Below are 573 nucleotides of genomic sequence, written 5' to 3' on the forward strand. Positions count from 1 at the left end.
ACAACATGGTGTCAGTACCATACTTTCAGCGGCATGGTCCTCACGTGGAAAAAGGGTTGCTTGCTCGTGCCGATGTGGTGGTAACAAATTCAGCATATCTCAACGATTACGCGCTGCAAACCAACCCTAACAGCTTTGATATTGGTCAAGGCTGTGCTGCTGCAGAACTGTTGCCAGAGCTGCCCGCAGTTCTTCCTGCCGATATGGTGGCAATTCCGGGTTTCCGCATAGGCTACACGGGTTTTTTGACAGATTTACGCCTGGATATTGATTTGCTGTTGGCAATAGCTCGTTGGAGCTTGGTGCTCGTAGGTCCTGAAGACAAAGCATTCAAGCAAAGTAAACTGCATGAATTGACTAATGTCTATTTTCTGGGCAGCAAACAGCCGGATCAATTAGCAGGGTACATAGCTCATTTTGAAACAGAACGAACGTATCAAATGCTATAGCACGGGCTGCTTTACGAATACTGCGAGCCAGCAAATAGCTGTTGAAACGGTTTAGAACAGTAAAAAACCAGCGAGAAGATAGCCAGTTGATGGACAGTGCTATTATATCCGGGGTATATACCCA

General features: G+C 46.4%; 1 pseudogene. It reads left to right on the forward strand.

What is annotated here, in order from left to right:
- Positions 1-449, forward strand: a pseudogene (locus J4D97_RS23210) (glycosyltransferase); the annotation flags it as partial.
- Positions 450-573 lie beyond the last annotated feature (124 nt).

It is taken from the genome of Hymenobacter defluvii, from assembly GCF_017589435.1.
In the GTDB taxonomy this organism is placed as follows: domain Bacteria; phylum Bacteroidota; class Bacteroidia; order Cytophagales; family Hymenobacteraceae; genus Hymenobacter; species Hymenobacter profundi.